24 protein-coding genes are annotated in these 25498 nt (G+C 44.5%); 4 read left to right on the top strand and 20 right to left on the bottom strand.

Translation table 11 applies throughout. The features are described from left to right. The first annotated feature begins 392 nt into the window (after positions 1–392). Positions 393–506 (top strand): IS3 family transposase, encoded by a 114-nt coding sequence (locus MHB49_RS15235; RefSeq protein ID WP_405156710.1) that lies wholly within the window; start codon positions 393–395, stop codon positions 504–506. Between the two features lie 93 nt (positions 507–599). Here the strand turns inward: MHB49_RS15235 and MHB49_RS15230 are convergent, their stop codons facing one another. Continuing rightward, the gene (locus MHB49_RS15230; RefSeq protein WP_405156709.1) at positions 600–1832 is read right to left on the bottom strand and encodes a cytochrome P450; all 1233 of its coding nucleotides are present in this window, start codon (positions 1830–1832) and stop codon (positions 600–602) included. Positions 1833–2128: 296 nt separating this feature from the next. Between MHB49_RS15230 and MHB49_RS15225 the strand changes: the two genes are divergently transcribed. Further along, entirely contained in the window at positions 2129–2788 is a 660-nt protein-coding gene (locus MHB49_RS15225) for a hypothetical protein (protein WP_405156708.1), read from the top strand. 67 nt (positions 2789–2855) lie between these two features. Here MHB49_RS15225 and MHB49_RS15220 read toward each other — a convergent pair whose 3' ends face one another. Further along, positions 2856–3461: a TetR/AcrR family transcriptional regulator gene (locus tag MHB49_RS15220; RefSeq protein ID WP_247902679.1), complete on the bottom strand. Its 606-nt coding sequence runs from the start codon at positions 3459–3461 to the stop codon at positions 2856–2858. 280 nt (positions 3462–3741) lie between these two features. Between MHB49_RS15220 and MHB49_RS15215 the strand changes: the two genes are divergently transcribed. Then, entirely contained in the window at positions 3742–5181 is a 1440-nt protein-coding gene (locus tag MHB49_RS15215) for a DHA2 family efflux MFS transporter permease subunit (protein ID WP_405157144.1), read from the top strand. Between the two features lie 164 nt (positions 5182–5345). Here MHB49_RS15215 and MHB49_RS15210 read toward each other — a convergent pair whose 3' ends face one another. Genes MHB49_RS15210 through MHB49_RS15195 form a run of 4 tightly spaced genes read right to left on the bottom strand, consistent with a single transcriptional unit; the run spans position 5346 to position 8295 of the window. After that, positions 5346–6245, bottom strand: coding sequence for a TetR/AcrR family transcriptional regulator (locus tag MHB49_RS15210; protein ID WP_405156707.1), 900 nt, complete (start codon positions 6243–6245; stop codon positions 5346–5348). A 46-nt stretch (positions 6246–6291) separates the two neighbouring features. Next, positions 6292–6825 carry a GNAT family N-acetyltransferase gene (locus tag MHB49_RS15205; RefSeq protein ID WP_405156706.1) on the bottom strand — a complete coding sequence of 178 codons (534 nt, stop codon included), beginning with the start codon at positions 6823–6825 and terminating at the stop codon, positions 6292–6294. A 46-nt stretch (positions 6826–6871) separates the two neighbouring features. After that, positions 6872–7156, bottom strand: a complete 285-nt coding sequence (locus tag MHB49_RS15200; RefSeq protein WP_247902676.1) for a hypothetical protein — start codon at positions 7154–7156, stop codon at positions 6872–6874. Positions 7157–7164: 8 nt separating this feature from the next. Further along, complete coding sequence (locus MHB49_RS15195; protein WP_405156705.1) at positions 7165–8295, bottom strand: NAD(P)/FAD-dependent oxidoreductase; 1131 nt, start codon at positions 8293–8295, stop codon at positions 7165–7167. A gap of 252 nt (positions 8296–8547) precedes the next feature. On the opposite strand from MHB49_RS15195, the gene MHB49_RS15190 reads away from it, so the two are divergent. Continuing rightward, a complete protein-coding gene (locus MHB49_RS15190) occupies positions 8548–9363 on the top strand; it encodes an AraC family transcriptional regulator (RefSeq protein ID WP_405156704.1) in 816 nt (271 codons plus the stop codon). On the opposite strand, the gene MHB49_RS15185 is transcribed toward MHB49_RS15190, so the two are convergent. The 14 genes from MHB49_RS15185 to MHB49_RS15120 all read right to left on the bottom strand — a co-directional run bounded on the left by MHB49_RS15185 (position 9360) and on the right by MHB49_RS15120 (position 25462). Then, positions 9360–10001, bottom strand: a complete 642-nt coding sequence (locus MHB49_RS15185; protein ID WP_405156703.1) for an HAD family hydrolase — start codon at positions 9999–10001, stop codon at positions 9360–9362. The two genes, MHB49_RS15190 and MHB49_RS15185, sit on opposite strands and share 4 nt — an antisense overlap. 45 nt (positions 10002–10046) lie before the next feature. Continuing rightward, on the bottom strand, positions 10047–10640 hold the full coding sequence (locus MHB49_RS15180) for a DUF1349 domain-containing protein (RefSeq protein ID WP_405156702.1): 594 nt from the start codon (positions 10638–10640) through the stop codon (positions 10047–10049). Between the two features lie 66 nt (positions 10641–10706). Next, positions 10707–11951 (bottom strand): MFS transporter, encoded by a 1245-nt coding sequence (locus tag MHB49_RS15175; protein ID WP_405156701.1) that lies wholly within the window; start codon positions 11949–11951, stop codon positions 10707–10709. 85 nt (positions 11952–12036) lie between these two features. After that, entirely contained in the window at positions 12037–13068 is a 1032-nt protein-coding gene (locus MHB49_RS15170) for a zinc-binding dehydrogenase (protein WP_405156700.1), read from the bottom strand. Positions 13069–13214: 146 nt separating this feature from the next. Then, entirely contained in the window at positions 13215–14495 is a 1281-nt protein-coding gene (locus MHB49_RS15165; RefSeq protein WP_405156699.1) for an aminotransferase class III-fold pyridoxal phosphate-dependent enzyme, read from the bottom strand. 33 nt (positions 14496–14528) lie between these two features. Continuing rightward, positions 14529–15683, bottom strand: a complete 1155-nt coding sequence (locus MHB49_RS15160) for a glycosyltransferase family 2 protein (protein WP_405156698.1) — start codon at positions 15681–15683, stop codon at positions 14529–14531. A 400-nt stretch (positions 15684–16083) separates the two neighbouring features. Beyond that, complete coding sequence (locus MHB49_RS15155) at positions 16084–17562, bottom strand: Lsa family ABC-F type ribosomal protection protein (protein ID WP_405156697.1); 1479 nt, start codon at positions 17560–17562, stop codon at positions 16084–16086. A gap of 473 nt (positions 17563–18035) precedes the next feature. Then, the gene (locus MHB49_RS15150) at positions 18036–19742 is read right to left on the bottom strand and encodes an NAD-dependent malic enzyme (protein WP_405156696.1); all 1707 of its coding nucleotides are present in this window, start codon (positions 19740–19742) and stop codon (positions 18036–18038) included. Between the two features lie 330 nt (positions 19743–20072). After that, positions 20073–20609 carry a GNAT family N-acetyltransferase gene (locus MHB49_RS15145; RefSeq protein WP_405156695.1) on the bottom strand — a complete coding sequence of 179 codons (537 nt, stop codon included), beginning with the start codon at positions 20607–20609 and terminating at the stop codon, positions 20073–20075. Positions 20610–20681: 72 nt separating this feature from the next. After that, entirely contained in the window at positions 20682–21065 is a 384-nt protein-coding gene (locus MHB49_RS15140) for a hypothetical protein (protein WP_405156694.1), read from the bottom strand. A gap of 154 nt (positions 21066–21219) precedes the next feature. Beyond that, positions 21220–21825: a pentapeptide repeat-containing protein gene (locus MHB49_RS15135; RefSeq protein WP_405157143.1), complete on the bottom strand. Its 606-nt coding sequence runs from the start codon at positions 21823–21825 to the stop codon at positions 21220–21222. A 187-nt stretch (positions 21826–22012) separates the two neighbouring features. Further along, the gene (locus MHB49_RS15130) at positions 22013–22483 is read right to left on the bottom strand and encodes a hypothetical protein (protein WP_405156693.1); all 471 of its coding nucleotides are present in this window, start codon (positions 22481–22483) and stop codon (positions 22013–22015) included. Further along, complete coding sequence (locus MHB49_RS15125; protein ID WP_405156692.1) at positions 22480–24531, bottom strand: prolyl oligopeptidase family serine peptidase; 2052 nt, start codon at positions 24529–24531, stop codon at positions 22480–22482. The genes MHB49_RS15130 and MHB49_RS15125 overlap by 4 nt, the downstream gene beginning before the upstream one ends. Before the next feature lie 25 nt (positions 24532–24556). Beyond that, positions 24557–25462, bottom strand: a complete 906-nt coding sequence (locus MHB49_RS15120; protein WP_405157142.1) for an ABC transporter permease — start codon at positions 25460–25462, stop codon at positions 24557–24559. Between the last annotated feature and the right edge of the window lie 36 nt (positions 25463–25498).

Here is a 25498-nt window from a genome sequence, read left to right as displayed (position 1 = left end):
AGACACCTCACTTGTTTTTTGCATGTCTCGAGCTGCTCTCAGATCTGAACATGCTTCTTCTTGTATCCTTACACCCTTGTGTTTCTGGGATTGCTCGGGTGTAACACGGATTCAACTGTAGTTCAGTTTAGGTTGAGCTGAACGGTATTGTTTTGAAAATCAGGCTTCCCCAAGCTGAATAGCATATGTTGGATTAGATAACAAAAGGAAGCCAGATCAATCAGCTCCTTTTTATCATGTTATGAAGTTGACAGATCACCACAAATATAAGTCGCTTCCTTTTAATTTAAAAATGGCTTCCATAAAATAGTAGTCTCCATATATGATGGACTGTTGATGTTCTTTCACATGATAGGCTGCTGAGCCATTTTTCAGGATGCAGTCACCAATCCTTGCTCCAGTTTGTCCGATGTTCATCTTACATTTACAATTACAACTACCGACGCTTTCAAGCCAAACTCAAACAACGCGCACCGATTGAATATCGATGCGCGCTGGCAGCATAGCTTTTTTCATCTGTCTACTTGACCAGGGGTATGACCAGTAAGCATCAAATTTACGGTTTTTGTTATTTGGCCTGTATGATATTAATCTTTCTCCTAGTGCACAATCTTCACAGGCAAGTACGTCAGAGACTGGCCTGGAGCCGAGACGGTCAGGTTATTTTCCAAATCAAATGATTCAACCGATTCGATGAAAGGTACCCTTTCTACAAATGCAGTCAAAGCAACACTCAATTCCATTCTCGCCAGCGGAGCACCCAGACAGAAATGTGGACCATTTCCAAAGGTAAGGTGTTTTTTGTTATTGGGACGGTGAATGTTCAAATCGAATGGATTTTCAAATATGGTTTCATCCATATTCGCTGCACTCATCCAGGAAATGACGACATCTCCTTTTTTCAATTCTACACCCAACAGATTATTATCCTTCTTCACGGTCCGGTGTCGCTTGGCGTTATGGAAGCGATAACGAAGCATCTCTTCCACGGCAAGTGGGATCAGCTCAGGGTTCTCTCGTAACTGCACATACAAGTTGGGGTCATCATAGAGAAAAGAATAAAATGTATTGGATACCATGTGACTGGTCGTTTCGATACCAGCTCCGAGCAAAAGCATTGTGGTTCGAACAACCTCATCATCGGAAAATGTCTCGCCGTCCACATCCACTTTCAACAGATCTGTAATGATATCGTCGCCAGGCTGAGACCGTTTCTGAACGACAATGGGATACAGGAACTGATAATACTCCTGCGCCGCGACCTGTTTTTTCAGTTCCATTTCATCTGCATTTTCTCTATTGGCGGGTTGAAACAGAATATCTACCCAGCTTTTGAAGCGGTGGCTGTCCTTCAGCGTTATGCCCAGCAAATCAGCCATTACCATGGAAGGCAATGGTGCTGCCAGTGCTTGCACGATGTCGATCGTAGTATTAAGTTCAATATCCTCCACCAGTTCCTTCGCAATGTTCCGGATTCGTGGCTCCCAGTTTTTCAGGCTGCGGGGTGTAAAAGCAGCAGAAAGCAGCGAACGGCTTTTTTGATGACGCGGAGGATCTATACTCGAAATATTCATTTTGTCCGGCGGTGTGCCTTCCTTGCTTTTTGCCCCAACTGCAATGGTTGTTCTTGAGCCTTCGGATGAAAAATATTCATGATTGCTTAGTACCTGCTTGACATCCTCATATCTGAACACATTCCAGGTATCCGTATCCTCATGATAGTAGACAGGCTTCTCCGACAACATCTTCCGAAACCAGTGAAGGGGAAAAAACTCTTCCGATCTTGACTGAAAATTGGTTATATCGTGAGCACGAATCACTTCTTTGTACATCCTGACACCGCCTCTTAAACTATTGTTATTCACACATGAATTGACAGTTCAGCGCACAACCAATTTTATACTAACCGTATATTATTTGGAATGAAACTTTTGAACTATATTCAAAATATGGATATTTCAGGGTTTTTTTCAGACTAACAGTATATTTATGGCGGATATGAAGTTCTGAACGGATAGATAAGCATGAACATGTCTAAACCTAATACGTGGACCATATGGTTTACTATGGTATGCTTAAACACAAGACTCATTCTTTGCACATCGGGGTTTCGTTCGGGAGGGATACAGTGAGTTGGATACGTCCGGTGAATAGAGGGGAATCCGTCTTTAAAGTTAAAAATAATCGCATTATTTACTTTGCCAAATTATCTATTCCACTAAATGCCCTTATCGCACTTGGAAAAATACTTTTGGGAATCTTCTCGCTCTCCTTCTTTTTATGCATTAACGCATTTTATAATATTGGCATCGCTGTAGCCAAGTATTACGCAGCAAAAGCACATGAGGACTCGAATCTTGTTGATTCCAGCCCGGAGGAAATTCTAAAGAAACAACACGCAGCCTATCGGCTTATAGGGCAGATTGTACTCGCTTCAAGTGCGGTCTACATCATCTATTGCAGTAAGTTATTATTCGTTACAGGCAGCAGGACGCATTACCCTCACTATGTCGCCTTTATCATCGCTGCCGTTACTTTTACCGAAATCGCCGTTTCTCTTGGGGGTGCCATTATGGCGAGACGGAATAATGAGCCGGTCATTGAAGCCATCAAACTGACGAACTTCTCCTCATCATTGATCTCACTTTCTTTAACACAAACTGCGATCATGTCATTTTCATACAAAGGAGATCCAACCTTTTACAATGGATTGTCAGGCATCATTTTTGGTGCTCTGGCAGCGCTCATCGGACTGTATATGATATTACGAACCCCCACAGGAGAATAGCCCGTTTATACCTTGTTAAAAGACATCTGACTATGGTTGATCCTGACTATAGCTGGATGTTTTTTTGTTATATCAAGTCATTGTAAGAGTAAGCACGAATTAAAGAGAACTGCTTGGCAAGAAAATGCGGTGCGTAGGGCATGTCATTGCGAAGCCAGGATACAATGGTACCAATCAGGGCTGAAGAACTGTACCAGATGGCGATCTCCTTATGGATACCCGCTTGAGCAAAGGAGTTCCCCAGCTCCAAATTTTCAATTTTGGCCGATACGAGTTTTGTTAGCAATTTCAAAAGCCTCTCCGTAAAAATAGGGGTACGTCGGGAAGCGAGAACGACACGATAAAATTTGGAATGGTCAGCAAAGTGTTCAAGCAATTTCACAAGCACTGGCCAACCATCGTCTTTGGCAGCATCCTCAAATTGAGGAGCATGTTCGTCCACAATCCGTTCAATGTGCTCAATCATCTCATCCGCCATTTTCTCCATCATATCCGTGATATCTCGGTAATGCAGATAAAAAGTCACCCGGTTGATCGTAGCTCGTTCTGCAATCCGATTGACCGACAACTTCTCGATATCCATTTCCTGCAAAAGATCTACAAAAGCATCCCGAATCAACTGTCTTGTACGAAGTATACGAGGATCTGTAGCAGAACTCTTTTGGTTTTTCATGCAAATCACTCCTCAAATTTTGAAAATTACAATTTTAAATGATCAGTCGTTTATTTACTATTTAGACGACATATTTCATTATTTCGTAAAATAAGCAACAAAAATACCCAAAATCGTAAATTGTAATCTTCGGGAATATGTATATAATTCAATAAATACAATGTAAACTATACAACACGTTGTAAATTTAGTCACGTGTGGATTGAAAGGATGGAATGGATTGAGCCAGGCTAGATTAAAAGAAAGAGATGACGTAAAAAAGGGCCCCATACTGTTTGTTATGATTTTGGGTGCATTTCTTGCCACATTGAACCAAACCGTTATGAGTGTGGCAACTCCGGAGCTGATGGGTGATTTTAATATCTCAGCAGCAACAGCCCAATGGTTTACGACAGGCTACATGCTGGTGAATGGAGTACTTATTCCCATCACAGCCTATTTCATGCAACGCTTTTCGACACGGCAACTATTTCAAGCTTCAATGTTTATTTTCCTCATTGGTACGATTATATCTGCCCTTGCGAGTAACTTCGGTACACTGTTGACTGGACGTATGGTTCAAGCAGCCGGTGCTGGTATTATCATGCCATTGTTGATGCATGTCATTCTAACCCTGTTCTCTCCTGAGAAAAGGGGGGCAGCGATGGGCATGGTCGGTTTTGCCATCATTTTCGCTCCGGCAATTGGGCCAACGCTTGCTGGATATATCCTTGAGAACTACACATGGCAAACGATGTTTTACGGAATGATCCCACTAACCGTTATTGTTATTGGTTTTGCGTTTGTATATCTCAAAAATGTATCGGAACGAATCAAACTCAAGTTCGACACACTCAGCGTATTGCTGTCCACGATTGGATTCGGCGCATTGCTGTATGGCTTCAGCCGAGCGGGAAGTCTGGGATGGTCAAGCGCAGAAGTCATCATATGCCTTGCAGCAGGAGTTGTTGCTCTGGGACTGTTCACATGGAGACAGCTCGCGTCTACAAATCCGCTGCTCGATCTGCGTGCTTTCAAGTATAATATGTTCTCACTGACCACGATCATTAATATCGCTATCACGATGATTATGTATGCTGATATGATGCTGCTTCCTTTATACCTCCAAAATGCACGGGGTTACACTGCATTGGAGTCCGGATTATTATTGCTTCCAGGGGCGCTTGTCATGGGCTTCCTGATGCCAATAACAGGGAGATTGTTTGACCGGTTTGGCGCAAAATGGCTGGCAGTTATCGGGATGGTTATCACGATCGTAACCACTATTGGTTTCATCGATCTAACGGATTCTACCAGTTATACTTACCTGGTATTAATGTCAACAGGCCGCCGAATTGGTATGGCCTTGCTCATGATGCCAATCCAAACAGCAGGTTTGAACCAACTGCCTCCAAGACTTGGGCCACACGGTACAGCGATATCCAACACCGTGAGACAAGTCGCTGGCGCTGTGGGTACTTCATTGCTCGTAAGTGTAATGACCAGTCGCACAACGGCACATGTACAGGATATGGTGGCAACGGGTGCAGCCAAAGGCTTAACCCAGCAGCAGTTGGGAATGGAATCCATGATCCAGGGAATTAATGATGCTTACGTTGTCATTATCGGCATTGCCGTTCTCGGATTGCTGCTTTCCTTCTTCATCAAACGTACCAAACAAGCAACGGAGGAAGACTCCAAGCAGACTGTAAGACAAAAAGTCTCGATGAATACAAATTAAGCATAGCATCTACATGAATGACATCGCGTAAAAACAAATGTATCTTATACAGAAAGCGGCAGATCAGGACCGTAAGCTTTACGTCCAATCTGCCGCTTTTTGGTGTTAAATAATAAAAATGAACAATAGCCTTCCACATTAAGTATGAACTGCTGCGTTGACGTTTATTTCGTGCTTTCCATCGAGATTAGCCTGATTTGTTCGAGGTACGAGCTGCAATCTTTGACAATCCTGCTTGCCTCGTACTGAACGGAATTCGATTCAAATTCGGTTTGAAAAGCATGCAGGGTTACTTCCAACATGGACATATTGATCTCTTTCTGCTCGACTAAAGCAAGCAGTCCTTGGGTTAGTTCTTTCGCTTTAATAGACACTTCTGAATGGAGAATAGAATGACTGAATTTCTGAAGATCTGCAATCAAATTGTTTTTACCCTGAGCAATTTTTTTGGAACCAGGAGCGATCATCAAAAGGCTTGGAAAATCAATAATATGCTCCTGCCTTTCCAGCATGGAACGAAGCAAAATTTCAATGTAGATCAGGATTTTTGGCACAAGATGGCTCCAATCCGGTTGGTGAAGATGAAAGTTTCTCCACATGTTCGAGATTTGATGGATCATGCCAAATCCAAATATAGCCCCTTCATAAGCAAAGGGTCTTAATTCTTCTCCAAAAACCTGTACCAGTCGTTCAGATAGCCAATTGATCTGCATGCGAGTCAAATTTTCCAAATCGCATTCTTCAGAGTAGAAGCCTGTCCAGAATAGCTCTACAACAAACTTTTTTTCTGGCAAAATCAATGGCACCATAATCTGATCCACCAGTAAATCAAAATCGGAAGCATAGCTTTGGTTCTCCAAATCTTTGCGAATCGTCATGTCTTCCTGTACCCGCTGCTCCAGAATGGCAAGAATACAATCATCCTTCGAACCAAAGAATTTATAAAATGTCCCTTTGGAAACACCCGACTCGTCTAAGATCATCTGTATGGAGGTGTTGGTCACCCCATATTTCTCAAAGAGCACAAGCGCTGAGTCCAGCAGCATACGTTTCCGTTTATTCATAAGTCCCCCTGGATGATATGGTGGTTCACGTTACGATAGTTATAAACTACTGCAAATCAACTGCAAACATCATATGTTCCTTCCATATTCCCTTAATTTTAACATTCTGGCGATCTTCCTCATGAAAGCCTGCCTTGCGTAACACTCGAATCGATCCGGCATTATCGGGCAGCGCACCTGCCTCCACTCGTCTTATCCCTGCTTCTTTCCTGGCAAAATTCAGTACCAGCTGAAGGGCTTCACTCATGTATCCCTTGCCATTCTGCACCTGGTCGAGCACATAACCAACTATCCATTTGGTGGTGGAATTCAGTTCAAGCTCGAACAGAGAAATCTCCCCAAGAAGCTCATGCGTATTGTTCAGGAAGATCCCGAAAGAGTAACGTTTCCCTTCTTCTCTGGCCCTGTTCCAACGTTCAAGAAGGGCAACCTGCCCCTCCAGTGTATAGAATGTCTCCGATCGTTCACTTGCCGATATTTCTTCGAAAATAGCCCGATTGCGATATTGCAAATCCAACAGTGCCGTCGCGTCCTCCACTTTCAAAAATCGTAAATATATGCGTTCTCCATCATAACTCATCTTCTGTTCATCCTTGTCTCTGGTTGTAGTTTAGGCCCTGTTGGGGTTAATCACCTAGCTTTTCCAAATCATCTTGCAGGTTCATCATTCGGATGCGGAAGTTGTCTATCTTCGTCTGTAATTGGACTAATTGCTCCATCATTTTTGTCTCAGCCGATGAACATCCCTCCGAACTATAAGTTGGTTTTGTTCTCCATTGGTGCAGTTTCAATTCACAATGTGTCTTCTCTTCCTCGGCTTTTGCCAATTCCTCCTCGGTGACGCCAATCTGGTGCTCCAGATATATGAGATCTGAGGAGTTTCCGTGGGTTAAGCGCTGTGAATACGTCATCGTTCACCTCATTTCTGATCATTCATTGCTTTCCCAAGGTCATATGGCTGAATATCGATATCCAACTCCATACCCAGAGCCAACTTGGCCAGTTGACTTCCAATAAAAGGCCCCATCGTTAGACCGGACGCTCCAAGCCCGTTGGCTGTAATCAAGCCTTTCCAACCGGGAACAGCACCCATGACCGGAAGAAATCCCGGTGTAAATGGACGGAAGCCTACTCTTACTTCCTGAAACGTGCTATCAACTAAACCGGGAGCCAGTTCCAACCCTTTATTCAATATTCCCTGCATTCCGCCTGCGGTTGCTCTTGTATCATAGCCTTCAATATCATTTTCGTGAGTCGCCCCAATCACAATCTTCTGTTGATCAAAAGCCAACAGATATTGATCTGAAGGAGGCATGACTACAGGCCAGTTACCTGTGTCTTCTCGATTGTGTTCCTGCAAATGCATAATTTGTGCCTTCTGATAATGAACCTTGAAATCAATGCCCAAAGGCTTGAACAATTCACTCGCCCAAGCACCAGCACACACAATGACCTCGTCAGCCGATATGATTTTACCATCAACAACCACACCAGTTACCCGGTCTGATTCATATTGAAGAGTCGCGTCCCCATCCATCAGGATCGCCCCATTCCGTTGTGCTGACCGGAGTAAAGCATCACGCAGCGCACGTCCATCGATACGCGCAGCACCGCTGATGTACACAGACTGAACATTTTCCTGGAGAAGTGGAAATCGCTGATGGGTTTCTTTGGCATCCAGACGAATAATGTCAGCAATCTCCGGTGCATCTTCTTTACGAAGGTGTGCCCGCTCCTGCATCTTGTTAATTTTCTCCACATCGGTATGAATACTAAGGGCTCCCACTTGCGCGTAACCCGTTTCCGTTTCCCCTTCACGCTCAAGTTCCTCAATCAACCCGGGATAAAAACGTGCACCTGCCTTGGCAAGCTGATACCAATCCTGATTGCGGCGCTGGGATAACCAGGGACAGATAATGCCGGCGGCAGCATCTGTAGCCTGTCCTCGATCTTTCCGATCTATAACAAGGACCTCCGCACCCCATTTTGTTAATTGATAGGCTGTTGATGCTCCTAAAATTCCTGATCCTACAACGATGACTTTCTTCATGATTGCATCCCTTTCCTAAATCACTGTATCCATTATAGCCTATACTGTTGGGTCTGATAATGGCAAGGTATCGACATTATGATACATATCCCTAAAAGGTTTTCGATGAGAAATTCACCGAGTTGAAAATAGTTGAACAGAATATTTAAATTAATGTTATTTATGTAATATAATTCAAATCAGGTTTCTTTTAACGCTGTATCCGCGCCATTTACGCACACGACCTTTAACGAAATGAGGAATAAGACAACGATGCCGAAACCTAGTATGGGGAGAACGCTGGATACCGATATGCCACTTATGATTACAGGCCAAAACCAGCTAACTGTAGATGAATTAATGCATTGGAGCGACCATTCACGGGATTACAGCATTGTGCAGTGTATCGGGGGAACAGGGAAAATCGCAGCTCAAAATCATGAGTTTTCAATTCGAAAAGGAATAGCTCTCATTATGTTTCCGGAGGTCACATACCGTTACGATAATCTGAGTGATTCATTATTGTTCGATTGTCTTTCCTTTAATGGCTATTTATTGCCCCGGTTTCTGCATACCTTGCAGATCGGGGAGCTGCGCGCCTTCAAGCCGGACGGAATGCTCCATATCCTGTTGCATGAAATAACGTTGGCGCTGCAGTCCCGGCACAAGGATCAGATCTGGCACGTATCCGCATTGCTGTACATGCTTCTGGTCAGGTTAACCATTGATGGAGATCGTAATGGTGCTTATGAACGCTCGGATGCCCGCTTAAAGCTGGGCGGACTTGTAACTTTTATCAAGCAAAATTATCATCAGGATATCTCGCTCTCCATGCTTGCTCAGCAGATGAACGTCACGGAACAGCATTTGAATCGAATTTTCAAAAAAGAATTTCAAATGACTCCGCTTGATTATCTGACACGATACCGGTTGTTAAAAGCTAAAGAAATGCTCGTCCATGACGCCGGAGTAACAGCCCATGAGATTGCGCGGGCTGTCGGTTTTAACAGCGCCAGTTATTTTGGATCCGTATTCAAAAAATATGAAGGGATTTCCCCGATCGAGTTACGCAAGCAATACCAGGGTTAAAGAATTTCCATTGTGAGCTCTGCCAGCGAGGTTAACCGCAGATCATACTTCGAGAATTCCAGATTACGCGTTACCTCGTTAGGCACAATGACACAACGAATGCCCGCGGCTTTGGCTGCCTTCAGTCCATTTGGTGAATCCTCGAACACAACCGCTTCGGCTGCCCCGATCCCGAGACTCTCCAGGGCAAGCTGATATAATTCCGGGTCCGGTTTGACCCGCTTGACGTCCTCAGACGTATGAATGACATCGAATAGTTCAATAACGCCTAGCGTACGTAAATATCCATGAACCCAATCCCGGGTAGAGCTGGAAGCAACGGCAAGGCGAATTCCCTTTTCACGGGCAGCATGGAGCATCTCAAGCACGCCTGGAAGAATGGCTGCCTGTCCCAGATACGCTTCATATTTCTGTTCAGAGAGCAACCTGATCTGATCATGATCGATTGGTTGTTGCAGCGCCTGCTCCAGGTACAGAAAAGGATGAAATTCCTCAAACGATGTACCTACATTTTTAGACCAAAGCTCCATGCCTAGTTCAAGTCCATGCTCTTTATAGATATCGCGAAAGGCATAGAACCATGGGGTCTCCGTGTCCACAATAAGTCCATCAAAATCCAAAATAAAGGCTTTTACCATGACGCTTTTCTCCCTCCAATGATCAGCCGATTGGCAGGAGTGAGCTTAGAAGCGTGCAGTCACGTCCGGACGGGTAACATTCATGGATAAAAAGTGACAGGTGCATCCCGTTCCGGTTGGTGACTGTCCAACAACTCCAGCCCGAATCTCCCCCTCGATCGGCATGCCGAAATATCGAATTAGTTTCCACTCCACCGCATCGGGTGAATAAAAAAATGAAATGCAGTCCTCCACCTTGCGTATGCGCAGATAAGGATTAGTAACGGAAACTTCAATCGAATTGCAATCGTCGGATGATCCATCCTTCGTCACCACTGACACAATGGTAGCTGCTTTTCCATCGTACTCAAAACAAAGCTTGCACCAGTTTCGTTCATCCGCCATAATCATCAAACACCCGGAATCATACTGGTGTTTCATGTCCACGGTAAGCTGGGTCGTCATTTCAAAATCATTAGGCACGGACATCGATAGAAATGGGGCTGTTGCACGGACGTTTTTACCCGCCGGGTCCTGGAAAAAATCCGTATCGGCTTGAGCTTCTACAATGAGTACTCCTTGATCCGTATAAGACCAGGTATCCGGCTCATTGATCCAGTTCATTTGGTTTCTTGTTTCTGTTGCAAATACGTTTGTCATTCTCTTGGCCTCCCAGGTTCATTTTCTGTATTATATATTCGTGTCATATACAGAAAACCCCTTCTCCTACATATTTTTGTAAGTGGTGATCACTTGGGAGTGTTTTTGTGGATCAGGAAGGAACAACATAATGATCATGAGTACGATGTAAAGTGCAAGAATGACGCTAAACAGCAGTACGGGATTATAGTGATACAGCAGGCCTGTAAGGTAACCTGATGGAATTGCTGTTAACGTCATGACGGTCTGCACTGCCGAAAACATATCCGCTTTTTCATGTGTACCCAATCGGTTCATGAGCAGTGAGTCACGGTATGTTTGCAAGATGAAATTGCCTGCGGCCAGAACAATTAGAGTCAGAAATAACATGGCTATATTCCCCGCAGGTATCAATAGAAAAAGGATGGCCCCAACTGTACTCAGAATAATGGAGAAACCGACATACTTTTCTTCCGATCGCCGTTTCAGACGCGGGATGATGACCAAATACAGCAGCATGACGGTTACTGCGGTGACGACGGGTATAAATGAAATAATCTGATCATTGAATTTCAACTGTTCCTTGAAAAAAATCACCTGAAAGAAATTCAATTGCAGGATCAGATTGGACAGCACCGTAATCAGAATAATCGGTAAAAGCCTCCGTTTGTAGAACGATCTGCCAAATAGTCGCAGACTGGAAGCCAGACTCTGTATCACCCGGGTCTGGCTATGCATTCCCATAAGTTCCTTCCCTACTGTGGTCTCATCCGTATATCGGTTGCGAATGAAGAACATTACGGTCATGAGAATACCACCGACAAAATAAATACTGGCTAGTGTTGGCACGATGCCAAAATCGGCAATCACTACCCCGGCGATCGGTGTCAGTACTCCAGCACCAGTAATGATCATGTTGAGAATGGCGAATACCTTGGATCGCTTGTGTTCCTCAACATCCTCAATAATTAGACAGTTGAAGGAAACCGTCACAAATTTGGAGGTTGCATTCAGCAAGTAAGCGATCAGAAACAACCAAAAGTTCTGGGAGAAAGCCCAGATGAACATGGGAACACTCCAGGCAATCAAATCAAAAATCAGTGTTGTTCGCTTGCGACCCAGCTTATTCGTGATTGAACCCGCAAATAACTGAAATATAAAGGCAAAATAAAGATTCACCGAATTGATCAAACCAATTTCAATATCCGAAAGTCCGGCTTCCTTCATATATAAGGGAGCATAGAAAAGAACAATCGTGCCCGGAATGGCCCATACCGGTTCAAGTAAGATGGAGTACCGCGGATTTCTCGGCAAATCCTGTAGCAGCTTCAATCGATATCTCCCCCTTTTTCTGCGGTGGTTTTCACCGCTGCGAATTCCTCTTTTCGCAGCGGCGAACCCGATAATGACTACATGCTTATAGAATAAGAGCTGTTTTGACCGAATTCATGGGCAGCGTCTCTCCGGTACGCAGGTCATAACCAATCGTCCCATTGAAGGCCTGTTCATAATCACTCAGCAGTTCCTTGGCCGTCACCATCTGCTCCAGTTCGGGAATACTTTGAGCAAATTTTAATGCTGTACTGATCATCGAGTGATTAGCTACCGCCCCAATGATACTAATGCCATCATTAATTACGGCAGTTGATTTGAACGTCACCTCATAACTGTCGTCATAACCCATAGGAATGATCTTGCCGCCTTTGGCAATCATCTCAAATCCTACATGAAGCTGATTGCCAACCGCATCCACCACGATATCGAACTTCTTCTTATTATTAATCTCGTATACTTTATCGAGCGTCAGTTCCTGAGGATAGAATACATGATCCGCAATCTCTGAAGCGAACTCTTTGCGGAATGGATCAACTTCCGTGCCTACAGTAAGCCTTGCCAATCGTTTGCTCACAAGCTGACACAGAGAACCGATTGCACCAGAACCGAGGACCAGTACAGAGTCACTTGGCTTAGTCCCTGCTTTCATGAAAGTCTGAAGTACACATCCCAGTGGTTCGATCATCATGGCCGTTTCCCAGCTCATGGAATCCGGGATGGCATAGATATACTTTTCGTCCCCAACAAAATATTCAGCAAAGGTTCCGTGTGTCGTCATCCCTACTTGATAGTCATCAAAATTCTCGCAGTAGATGAACAGTCCTTCGCGGCAATAGGAGCAGGTACCGCAAGATTGCGTGGGATCAACCAATACCCGATCACCTACCTTGAAACCGCGAACTTCGTCGCCAACCTCAATCACTGTACCTACACCTTCATGACCAATAATCGTTCCTTTATTCGCCGGCACTTTGCCTTTGACAATATTCAGGTCTGTACCGCAGATGCCTGACCCATAGATTTTAATTTTGACCTGGTTTGGCTTTTGTATGGTTGGCTCCTCAATATCCTGGTACGTCACCTGTTTAAGATCCTGATATACGAGTGCTTTCATTGAATATTCCTCCTAGTCGATGTTTTATATAAGTTGAACTAAAGATTTTACACAATCCACTCCGATGACAGAACAACCTTCCAATCGCTGTTATCCCCAGATTTTATAATATAATTTGGATAAAATTTTAAACGTTTTCGCAAATCTCAATTCGAAAGATGTTCCTGTTTCAGCTCTTCTTTCCAGTCCGATAGTGTTTGCAAAAGAGCTTCCTCCACCCATAGCAGTTCTTCCCGGGTATGAGCATCAGAAAAAATAAAGTACCCTTTGGTGAAAATTCCGAAGTGGGCCATTCGTTTGACCATAAACTCACGGAAAGGATCGGTATGGAAGTTTTCCTCTGAAATAGAGCTAATGGAAAAGCTTGCATAGGTCCCCTTCAACGCCAATTGATCGGTTAGTCCAAGAAGCACGAGCTCGGCTTCAATCAGGTCCATAATCCGAATGGTGGCCTCACGCCAGCTAGGCCATACTTTAGCGCTTTTCATCAATCGCTCACATGCAATCGCTGCTGCGAGCGCAGTGGTCTCGCTGGAATGGGCGTTGCTGAATCTGACCTGTCCCGATAATGACATCAGATGTTCCGGTCCCATTACGGCTGCGAGTGGCAGTCCATTCGCCATGCCTTTGGAAATACAGAGCAAATCCGGCCAGATGTCATATTCCCCTGCTGTAGCTTGTTTGCCCATTCGAATGCCGGAGGTGACTTCATCAAATATGACGATGATATCCAATGATCGGCATAGGGATACTACTTGCTCCAACGGCTCACGTTTCCATTCATTCGGACAAAGGACGATGCAGGCGATATCCTCGGGAGAGGATTGGATTTGGGCCTCGATCCGCTCTGGCGAGGGCTTGTCTATCCAGATGGTTGTTCTTTCGATATCCAATGGAATGCCTCGCTCTTTCGTTTCGCGACCATAGTACCCGTAGGCAGACCAGTCATGCCATCCGTGATACGCCGTTGCGATGACCCTGCTTTTGCCACTTCCCGCACGAGCCAGCCGTACGGCTCCACTAACGGCATCAGCGCCGCTTTTGGTGAATCGAATTGAAGGGTAGCGGCCTTCAAACCGTTCCAAAATCAGTTCAGCGCATTCAAGTTCAATGTCAGCAGGAATGGAATAACTTGTCCCTTTTTTCAACTGATGAATGACGGTCAGTTGAACTTCGTGCCTTGCATGTCCCCATGGCGCCGTCCCCATGGCCATCTCGCAATCCAGCCATTCATTTCCATCAATATCGATAAAACGGGAATTCCGTGCTTCTGCGCAGCATACGGGCGTATATCCCGGAAATAATCGTTCTGGTGCTTTGGCTAACGTACTGCATCCGCTCGGAATGACCTTTTTGACATGTTCCAACCACTCCATATTACGTGTAAACCTTACGGCACGATCCAGCGTGCTCTCTTTTGAATTCACCTTTGGTTCCTCCCTGTTTACTTGGTTTTTGAGTTAGCGAACTTTGGAGCCCGGCCAGCAGCCATCATATATGCGATCCATGGTAATGACATTGCCATACAGATCAATAATCAGATCTTTAGCCCGATGAGCATGTCTCATCTCAATCCAGTAACGGTTTTCCAGCAAACGGGCGAAATTATCCACTAGAAACAATAATCGGTTTTCGCTGTGAATCAGCTCCTTGCCCAGTACCTGCGGCAGCCAGATGGCTCCATTCGAGTTAAAGCGGTTGGAATAGTCACGCACCTCAGCAACAGATGCAATGTCAGCTTCCTCCAGCTTGGTCCAGAATGTATCCGCGTCACTGCGAACTTCTGCAAGATCAATACCAACGATTGGCAGATGCTGATATTCACTCTGGCTATCCAGCTGTTCTTTCAGATGACTGAATACAAATGGCCACACATCGGCCTCAATTTGCCCGCCCCACTTTTTCCAGAAACGTGCCAGATTGTTTTTCCGGTTGAAGTTGCGATGTATGCCACTGCTCCGTTCCCAGTGATAGGCGAGAATATTCGGGTTAATGACCGTATCATATCCGGCTGCCCGTGCTCGCATCTGATAATCAAAATCCTCATATCCGTTAAAAAACTTCTCATCCAACTCGCCTACCGTTTCATACACTTCCCTCTTCATTCCGAACATGGCGAATACAACAAGCTGAACTGAAAATGTTTCCTTTGGAATGTCTTCAGGGGATGCATTCAGGAACAAGTGACGGCCGATGGTGTCGGCAAATGCAATCCCACAATGCTGCACACCTCCCGTCTGTGGATACAAGAGTACCCCGCCAATCATGCCGATAGTAATATCAGTATCCATAGTCTCTTTCATCATCAGCTGCCAGTTCGGTTGAAGAATCGTGTCGGAGTCTAGGAAGAAAATATAGTCTCCCTCTGCTCGCCGCAGTGCACTGTTAATCGATACGGCACAACCGAGTGGAAAATCATGCTGCAGAATCTCGATCGTTACACCTTCCCTTACCTCTTGCTTCAATCTCTCCAGATGCTGCAAGACAGCAGAACCGGAACCATCGTTGATAAAAATGATTTGAGTGGACGGGCTTACTGTCCGAAGCAGTGAATCGGTAAACAGGTTCAAAATGTTATAGTCCTGATTGACTGGCACAATAATGGTGTAAAGCATGGAATCCCTCCTGTTGGATATGATGGAATGCGTGCAAAAGTGGCTTCATACGGTATCCGTTTCAGTGCAGATTATCGACCTCCTTGCCGGAAATTTACTGTCTTAATTTGGTAATGATTTGAATCTACTAGAAATTTATATCATTTTTTGTAAGTTTAAAATCTTAAATTCTGAACACTGTTAAATTTTGAATATGTACCCGTAGGATTAACTCAATCTTTTGGAGTAAATAAATTAGTTTTCCAACGCAAAAAAACACGCCCAGAGCCAGTCCGTATCCATTGACACGGTTGACTACCAGACGTGCTTCAACGTCCTCTATTATTGGTGATGAAGTGGAAAGCCTAAACACAAGAGCCGCCTTTCGGCGGCTCTTGGCATGAATAGCATTCTCCGTTGCTTACAGCTCGATAATTCTCGTTGCAATATTTGCACAAAATTCACTGTCATGCTCTACAAAGAGAAGGGTCGGGGAGTACTCCAGCAGCAAGTCTTCAATTTGCATGCGAGAGATAACATCTACAAAGTTGAGGGGTTCATCCCAAACGTGAACATGAGCTTTTTCACTGAGACTTTTGGCAATCAGCACTTTCTTTTTTTGCCCTGCGCTATACGTCGAGATATCCTTCTCCAACTGCAATCTGGAAAAATCCAGCTTTCTTAATATCGATTTAAACAGGCTTTCATCAATATTCTGAGCGGCCGCATAGTCGGATAAATGGCCTCCAAGATCAGACGTGTCCTGCGACACATATGAGATTTTGAGCTGTTGATCCTTTCGAACATAACCTGTATAAGGGATATGCTCACCGCAGATCAGTTTAAGGATGCTTGATTTACCCGAACCATTTTTTCCATAAAGCGCAATACGCTCCCCTTTTTCAACAGTGAAACTCACATCCCTACAAACGACATTGGAATCATATGCAATGGATACATGTTCCAATTCCACAAGTTCCTTCTTGTGAAAATCCAGTTGATGAATCTGGAGGCGTTCTGCACTTTCGATATTTTTGAGCAGTTTGGACTTTTCCTGGATGGCGGATTGCTGCCTCTGCTCGATATTTTTGGAACGCTTCATCATTTTGGCAGCCTTGTGTCCAATATAGCCTTTATCCACTTTTGAACCGGAATTTCTTGTGCCATTCTTGGTTTTTTCGACTTCATGCGACCATCCACCCGTCCGTTTGGCCGAGTCGGATAGACGCTTGATGTCCTTTATTAACTTCTCATTGCTTGCAAGTTCAAACTGATCTTGTCTTTGTTTATTTTCCCACCAAGCGGAGAAATTCCCTTTCTGAATCTCGATGTTATTCTTATTGATGGACAGAATGTGATCTACGCTGTTATCCAAAAAGGATCGATCGTGAGATACCAAAATAAACCCACTTTTACTGCGAAGATAATTACTGACGAGTTTTCTCGCATGAATGTCGAGATGATTGGTAGGTTCATCAATAAGCAAAAATCGATTATCCTTCAGGAACAAAGCCGCCAGCATCACCTTCGTTTGCTCCCCGTTGGATAAGGAATCGAAAGGTCGATACAGAATATCTTCTGAAACCTTTAACAGATTAAGCTCACGCACAAGCTGCCAGTGCAGATACTCAGGGTAGATCTCTTCAATGACATCAAGAGTCATAGCTTCTTTATTCTCAACCTGAAAAGGAAAGTATTCAAAGCTGACGTTCGCAGAAATAGTTCCGCTGTATTCATATTTACCGAGTAACAGATTGAGGAATGTCGTTTTTCCTCTTCCGTTCCTTCCAGTAAAGCCTAATTTCCAATCGGAGTCCAACTGAAAACTTACATTTTCAAATATATTATCGTAGCTGCCGTCATAGGCAAAGGTTAGGTTCGTAACGTTGATTAAAGACATAAGGATCATCCTTTTTATGTGAAATATAAAAGTTAACCGACAGGGTAGTTACCAACATGGCCCCTCACTTTATATTTGAACATAATCAGAATTTCAATCCGCTTCTGAATGAATGACAACTTATCAATGTCTGATTTATTAGAATATCCTCAGATGAAAAAACACAAAAAAGCCCCAGTTTTCCGGTGCTTTTTTGCTTTACATCAACCTGACTATACAGTAAAGAAATCTGGCGTCCTAGAACTTAACGCCGAGACGACCTATGTATAGGAGGATAAAGTGCCGGATTCTGATTAGTTATGTTGTGAACCATGTCAATGTTCATGCTCGCTGACAGGTCCACATAAACATCTACAACGTCTAATTCAGTCATCGCTCTATCCCCCTTTAAAAGCTAAACAATTTAATACCAGAAACTTAACATGAATTACACCCATGGGTCAAGGCGCCAAATCAGACTCATATGGATCAAATCATTGATTAACGGCAGCATACAATGGTTTGTACACCGGATGCCACATGGCAGCTTTTACGGCCTCTTCTACGTCTTTGAGTTCCACACGCGCGACCCCATCTTCCACTGCAGCCATAGCGACCGCCACTGCAACTTTATACGAAACAGCTTGCAGCTCTTTCACTCTTGGCAGAAGCGGAGCACCTGGTGCAGAGGAATCAACCGAATTAGCTACAGCCACTGCAGCCGCAGTGAACATGTTTTTGGTGAACTTCGATGCTTTGGCAACAATTGCTCCCAGTCCCAAACCAGGGAACACAAAAGCATTATTGGATTGACCAATTTCATATAAAGTGTCATTATACATGACTGGCTCAAATGGACTACCTGTTGCAATCAGCGCTTTGCCATTCGTCCATTCAATCAGACTACTTGGTGCTGCTTCAGCCAGCGAGGTCGGGTTGGACATCGGCATAATGATTGGACGCTCCACATGCTTCGCCATTTCTTTAATAACTTGTTCATTAAAGGCACCTGCCACACCGGAAGTCCCGATCAAAATCGTTGGTTTGATCTGTTTCACAGCTTCCAGTAAACTGACCTGTCCCAGCTCATTTAATACCCAATCTTTCACTTCCGCAGCTTTACGTACATATGGTTTCTGGAATTCAAATAACCCTTCCGTCTCATCGGTGAGAATTCCGCGGTAATCGAATGCCCAGAACCGGCTCTCCGCTTCCTTTTGTTCAAGCCCTTCCTCCATCATGGCGTCACGAATCTGATCCGCGTTGCCAATACCAGCGGCCCCTGGTCCAAATACAAGGACACGATGTTCATGAAGAGGTACACCCGTTATTTGGACTCCAGACATGATTGCCGCAAGGGTTACGGCACCCGTTCCCTGAATATCATCGTTGAACGTAAGGAGTTCTTCCCCATATTTCTGAATGATATTTCTGGCATTTACGCTGCCCAGGTCTTCCCAGTGAAGCAGAATATCCGGAAACCACTTTGTTGTTTCTTTCACAAAGGCTTCGATAAATTGGTCATACTTCTCCCCACGGATGCGTTCATGACGGTTGCCTACATACAATGGATCATTCAACAATTTGGGATTATTGGTTCCAACGTCCAGCACGACAGGTAATACACGGCTTGGATCAACACCTACGGCTGCTGTGTACACCGCGAGTTTACCAATGGCAATATTAATGCCTCCTACACCCCAGTCGCCAATCCCCAGAATACTTTCCGAGTCAGTCACCACAATCAAATCGACATCTCCAGCGTTTAACCCACTGTTTCGGAAAGCTTCCTCCAGCCCGTCCATATCATTAATGGATAAATATAAACCACCCGGTCTTTGGTACTGATGACTGTATTCCTGAATGGCTTGTCCGACCGTAGGGGTGTACACAATCGGCAGCATTTCACTAAGATGATCCTTCATTAGACGGTAGAATAGTACAATATTCCGGTTGAACAAATCACTAAGCATGATACTTTTACGCAAATTATCCGATTCATTCTTCAATTGCTGATATACTCGAACCACTTGTTCCTCAATATTTAAAACCATCGGTGGCAGGATGCCATTCAGGTTAAGCTCTCTTCTCTCTTCTTCGTTAAAGGCAGTGCCCTTGTTTAACATGGGATTGGACAGAATATCCTTGCCTTTTAATGAGGTTTTTAAGTTTCCATCAGAATCTACAAAAAATGAGTTCATTTACTGATTGCCTTCTTTCATGATGTCTCTTGACGTTTTCTCTTCTTTTTAATTTCTTTTTTATACTTCATAACTTTTAGTTAGTCAACGATCTTCCGATGCCAATTATAAATTATTTTCGAAGGCATGTAAACGAACTCATGAAACTTTCATGAATGAAATTAAATTTCTGCCTGATAAACAAAATTTATCACTTTGACATTTTTCAACAAATTCATTTTATGAATATATATTTAACTATATGCCAAAAAGCCACGATCTTCGTGGCTCCAAGTGGTCTTCCTTTCTGAATGTTCATTTCCTAATGTTACATTGATTTAGATGCTAAGGTCAGTACAGATATCCTAAGAAATCAAGTTCTCCTTCTCTCCAAGGCACTGTTCCAATTTCTTTGACCATTAATCCGTCGATCTTCTCAATTCCAACTCCAATTGTAGTTAAGGTCTCATGATCAATTTTCAACCACTTACAAGTGTTGCTGACCGTTGTGAATCCATTTTTGCTATACAAGCTTTCATTGTCTGCAAATAAAAGCACAAAATCAATGTGCCCTCTGGACAGCTTGTCCACTTCTGCTAGCAACAAGGAACCGATTCCTTGAGAGCGATATGCAGTAGAAACACAGAGATCAATTACCCCCAGCACTCTTATTGCTTTTCCATTTAAATTCATCATTCTGTAATCTAATCCTACATGTCCAATCAATTGATTATCTGGGTTAAATGCTAATATTCTGCAATGTGGAATTTGCTTGAAAAACAAACGGTCTTTCGGATAAATCTCTGGAAAACTGGCAACAAGTAATTGTTGAAGGTGGGTTGACCATTCTTCATTTAGATCCATATCATATGCTTTAATTAATTTCAAAAATATCCACCTATCCAATCCGATTTTGATTTGATTTTTATTTGTGCTCATCGACTCGTTCAAAGTTTCAACCTACGGAACATAGGCATCCTCGACCTCAACCTTTCTTTCATTGCCGTCTGCTATGTACCTTACGTTAATAACATTTCCTTTCTGGAATTGCGGGATAAGCGTAACCGGGATGTAGGTCTCCACAGTCGAAGAAAAAGTACGCCCATCTCCTTGGGTTACGGTCAAATCCAGTCGCACTCCCGGCCTTCCATCCATACTGGATGAAGTTTGTGTAATGTCATGAATAACCGCCTCCGCGGGAATCCCCTCCATTAAAACCCTTTTTCGAGAGTGTTGTTTCTGTTTGTTGTTGCGGAGCATTTTAAATATCATAACCATAGTGATCGTGCCTGTTATAAGCCCGAAGCCAATAATAGCAACAATAATAATTAATGTAGTCGTCATAAAAGCCTCCTTTCATTTGAAACTTATGTTTATTAGTTCTTGATTATATCTCTTATTCCTGCAAATTTGCTTGAACAGGAACATCTTCATGTCAAAAAAGCCACCTTGTTGGTGGCTTCATACAGTTTTTGAACTGTAGCAGTGTATGTTCAACTTAGTCTACTTTCGCACCATATGAGCGTACAAACAGAACCGCTTGTTCGCGATCCAAACGTACGCCTTTAATATCCAATGATTTCAAATCGATTCCTTCCAGGTTGGCGCCCCTAAGATCGGCCCCTTGCAGCTTCGCTCTGCTCAGAACTGCTCTTGTGAGATCACAATCTCTCAAATCAGCTTTGGTGAAATCTGTATCTGTAAAATCGGCTTCAAAGAAACGAATGCCTCGCAAATCCTGTTTGCCCAAACGGGTATGTCTCAGATTCGTATAAGACCAATCACCCTGAGTTAGTGTAATACCATCCATTTGCGCACCGGAAAAGTCCGAACCCGTCATCTTGCAGGAGGTGAATTTGGATGCAAAAAGGTTAGCGCCACCAAATAAGCAGTTTTCAAAAGCCGACTCTGTGTGAATGGAACCATTCATGGAAGCCCCTTTAAAGTCACATTCGATAAAACGGCAGTTGCTTGTCTCGATTTCTTCCATGGAAGCATTCATAAAGGTACACTGTTTGAAAACACAGCTTATTAGTTCTCCATACCGCAAATCACGTCCTTCAAAATGTACACCTTCATATTCCTGATCCTTATATTGATACATCACGTACACCCCATCTTGTATGATTATCATGTGTTCACCATTGAACGAACTTTTTATAATATACCATACGGCTGTCAAGTACCTGCTTAAACGCCTACAAAAGTCAAGGGACTTATTTCAAAGAAAACGGCTCTCTTATCATAAAAAACCGCGAAAATCGCGGCTTTTGGCTCCATATATTTGTTTTTTAATACTTCATCCGGATGTGGACAGGGATTCGTAACGATGCGTCACTGGCTTTGGCTTGGTCTTTACCCTGCTTCTCTTCTTGCACAATCCACTGTCTGCCAATCAACAGTTGAAGCAAACTGATCTGCTTATCGGTTAAGTATACCTCTTTCAGTGACAGGTCTTCCTGGATAAAATCCTGTTCTGCTTTAAGGCCAAACCGGAAATAAAGCAGTCTTTTCAAGGCGTTAATATGCAAAAATTTGAACTCGTAGACACCGCTTCGTATGGCCTCTTCCCAGTTGTCTCCCACTTCTGCTGCTGTATCCAGTCTCCCCAGTAGATCCATCGTTGGTTCCTTGATCTTGGATAACAGCGAAGAGAAGTCCCTTCTCTGCAAACAATTGATAATTACTTCACCCGGTTCACCGCTCGTCAGAACATTTTCCACTAACAGAGCTACAGGGATGGACAGCTGAACCCGGCTCATGCTCCGCCCTCTCCATCTCTGAGGTATTGATTAAACCAGGCATTGACCTGTTCAAAGCTATCCACGCGCAGCGATGGTTTTCCGCTTTTGAGCAAAGTGTGATTGGAGCCTGGATATCGAATCAGTTTGGTCGTTTTGCCATATCGTTTCAACGTGGTATATAACTCCTCCGCCTGTCCGATCGGTGTACGATAATCTTGCTCACCATGCATAATCAGAAGTGGCGTCTCAATCTTGTGCGCATGAGCAAGGGGTGAACGGGACCATAACATGTCTGCTTTTTCGGTCGGATTGCCACCAATTACGCCCTCCACATAGGAGATTCCAATATCACTCGTTCCATACAGGGACAACCAATTGGATATGCAGCGCTGTGTTACTGCCGCCTTAAATCTATTGGTATGAGCCACAATCCAGTTGGTCATGACACCTCCATAACTGCCACCCCCTATGCCCAGCCGTGTTTCATCCAGAAAATCATATGTTGCCAGTGCATAATCCACCGCCTCAAGCAGGTCCCGGCAGTCTCCCCCGGCAAAATCACCTCGGCAAGCTCTGGCGAATTCCTGCCCGTATCCCATACTTCCACGGGGATTTACCCATAGAACCGCATACCCCTGTGCAGCAAGAGTCTGCATTTCGTGGCTGAAGGTGCCTGTATACATGGCATGGGGGCCACCATGAATCTGTAAAATCATCGGCACTTTCGTAGTTGATTCCTGCATTACCGGCTTCAACAACCAACCTTGGATCGGCCACCCGTCCGACAAGGTAAACTCCACACGTTCAGGTACATGGACTTGCAGTCCTTCCAAAAATTCATCGTTTCGCCGGGTGAGTCTGAACATCTCTCCACTGTTGATATCCACACGGTATAGCTCGCCGGGGTGATCTGCGGTTAAAGCACCAACAACCATAGCCTTGCCATCGGGCGATAACGTATATTGATACACGTCCTTCTCGCCGATTCCGGTTACGGATTGACACTGCCCATCCTCATTAATTTGATACACATCCACATTTCCATCCTGCGTACCCAACACATATGCCGTACATTGCCCAAAAAGGTCGTTAACCAGGGGTGACGGCGACGGGCTTGCCGATTTCATGTCTCCAAGAGCGGCGTTTCCCAGCTGCATATCTACTTCAGGTGCCAGCTGCTTGGGAGTACCGCCTCTGGTGGACACTTCATACAGTCTGTTGTGACTCCCGCTGCCATACACCCGGTCGCTTGCAATCACTAACAGTCGCTGCGCGTCGGGTGTATAGGCGAACTGGCTCACCTGCAGACTGGAATCCGTTATTTTACTGAGCGCACCATTATCCAACTTCACAGTGTAAATATCTGCAAAGTACAACAGATCAGCATCCAGATCCTGATCCTGTACCTGCTTGGAAACAAAAGAAATAGACTGAGCGTCTGGCGACCATACCGGAGCAGTAACATTCCATCGTCCGGTTGTGAGCTGTGTGATGGTCCCACTTTCGATCTCATATACAAAAAGATGGCTATAAAGACCATCCCACCAGCCGGAGCCCTCTGCCTTGGGTGTCGTGCGCTCAAATACCTTGCCTCGCAGAAGATTTACATCATGTGATTCGTCTGGCTTGAATGCTTTGCCCATCTTGGACGTTTCATCCGTCTTCGCTTCTTCGTTGCCTTCTGCAACTTTGCTGGTAAACGCAATATATTGCCCATCCGGGGACCATACAAACTGTAAAAGCTTACGCTCAGGCGAGATGCGATTTATAGCCTTTGTATCACCTGACGAAAGGGTCCACAACCCTTTCCCCCCTTTTTCCAATCGTAAAAAAGCGAGCTGTGTTCCATCTGGTGACCAGGAAGGAGATGAATCCTTTACTCCATCTGTAAGCGTCTTGTCCTCACTGCCATCAAGTAAAACGCCACGAATTTGGGTAATATATTCATTTTTCTGCTGATCAATTGTTTGTTCAACGTAAGCCACCTGACCATCTTGATTGACTACAGGCTGGCTGACCCAGCGGTAATGAACTAAGTCCTCCGGCAAAATCGGTCTTTTATTCATGTCCATGGCTCCCATCTACGTTCCTTTATTTTTTGTTCGTATCCGTACGTGGATCAAGCACATCGCGCAGCCAATCGCCCAGGAAAATGACACCGAGAACCGTCAGGGTAATTGCCAGTCCGGGGAAAGTTGCCACCCACCAGCTTGTAGCCACATATTGTCTTCCATCACTGAGCATGCCTCCCCACGAAATGTCAGGCGGCTTAATGCCAAGGCCCAGGAAACTGAGCGAAGCTTCCATAATGATCGTGGTCCCCACATTCATCCCACAGATCACGATAAAAGAGGATAAAATATTGGGCAGTATATGTTTCAGAATTAATCTTCCATTCTTGGCACCGATCGATCTGGCAGCGTGAACAAAGTCCCGTTCCTTGATACTCAATACTTCACTGCGAACTACGCGGGTGAAAGGCACCCAGTTCGTCACACCGATAACCAAAATCAGCGTCGTAATGCCCGGACCCACAATAGCCATCACAACGAGCATAAATAAAATGGTAGGGATGGCCATGAATGCATCACCCACACGCATAATAACGGCATCCAGCCATTTCCCATAGAATCCGGACAAGAGACCAAGAATCGCACCCAGTATCCCGGATACGATGACTGCACCCATACCTACGATTAATGAAACCCGTGCCCCATATACAATTCGGCTCCACATGTCCCTGCCCAGATTATCCGTACCCAGCCAGTATTCAGCTGTTCCCCCATCAAGCCAAACCGGCGGTTTAAGACGATTGAGGGGATTCACTGCACCGGGATCATGACTTGTTAACAGAGGTGCACATATTGCGATTAACACAACCAACAGAACGAGCACAGCGCCAAATATTCCGGTCTTACTGACGATGAGTTGTTTCCAGATATAGCGAAGTCCTGTTGGTGTACGTACATTCTTATGGTCCTGTTCTGCACCCGGCATTGGCATTTCATTGCTGCCTGTCATCGATTGCACCTC

Source organism: Paenibacillus sp. FSL K6-0108, from assembly GCF_045040695.1.
In the GTDB taxonomy this organism is placed as follows: domain Bacteria; phylum Bacillota; class Bacilli; order Paenibacillales; family Paenibacillaceae; genus Paenibacillus; species Paenibacillus pabuli_B.
This window is presented reverse-complemented; position numbering and strand designations above follow the sequence as displayed.